At 26.8% G+C, this 1055-nt stretch carries 1 protein-coding gene (running past one end of the window); it reads right to left on the bottom strand.

What is annotated here, in order from left to right; translation table 11 throughout:
- Positions 1-707 carry the 5' portion of an AIM24 family protein gene (locus G3997_RS04075; RefSeq protein ID WP_442971238.1) on the bottom strand. The gene continues 31 nt to the left of window position 1, outside the view, so the window shows 707 of its 738 coding nt (coding positions 1-707); it begins with the start codon at positions 705-707; its stop codon lies beyond the left edge, outside the window.
- Positions 708-1055 lie beyond the last annotated feature (348 nt).

Here is a 1055-nt window from a genome sequence, read left to right as displayed (position 1 = left end):
CTAGGTGTTGGGTTATTCATAGAGTTATTATTAGTTGGAAGTGTTGCACCCATTTTTATATACATAGGTTGAGTAGGTGCAATCCATACCTTACCTTCTCCACTAAAAGTATTTAAGAATCCTTCACCATTTATAGCTGAGCTAAATAAGCTCTTATCTGATTTCGTAACACTAAAGTTTACATTTTTTGTTCTAGCTATTACAAAGTTTCCATCAACTTTTAACTCTTCACCTTTGTTTATCTCACATTCTACTATCTCTGACTTAGGTACATTGCATTCAAGTATAACTACGCCAGAACCACTTAATTCAATTTGGAATAGTCCTTCTCCACCAAGTAGTGTAGATGAAATATTTTTTTGCATTGTTCCTTTAACATTTACATYWTCTGAACAACAATAAAACATTCCCTTATCAACTATTATACTTTCATTATTTAATTCCATTATTAAGTAGTGCTTATATGATGGCTCTAAGAGTATTTCCCCTGTTCCACTATAAGTAGGTTTTATAGCACTTTCATTTGTTATAGTTCCTGACACAGCTTTTTTGAAAAGACCTCCAACACCACCAATATTACTTTTAGATTTTATATTTCCTTTATAATAATAAAGTGCTCCTGCTTCTGTTTTTACTGTACTATTATTTAATTTTATTCTAACTTGCTTTATTTTTAACCCAACTTGATTTGCAAAGAATAATCCCATTGCAGTTTCTATGTTTTGTGCTCCTTCTAAATTGTTATATGCTATTATCTCAAAGTCTACTCCATCATAGGATATACTATCTATTATACTTATTTTATTCTCTAATGTATTCATAATAWATCTCCTTAATTTATAATATTTATAAATACTTAATTTTAATATTAACTACTTATGTATGATATTATTATAACTATAAATCAAATAAATTAGAACAAATCAAATAAATTAGAACAAATCAAATAAAAAAGTGAATCAATAATTGATTCACTTTCTTATTATTTATTTAAACTATTATTTTGTTGATTATTATTTTGCATATTTATATGTCTAGAAGGTATTATAATAGAT

Source organism: Romboutsia sp. 13368 (assembly GCF_018336475.1).
In the GTDB taxonomy this organism is placed as follows: Bacteria; Bacillota; Clostridia; order Peptostreptococcales; family Peptostreptococcaceae; genus Romboutsia.
Note: the sequence above shows the minus strand (reverse complement) of the source record. Positions and strands in the feature narration are given on the sequence as shown.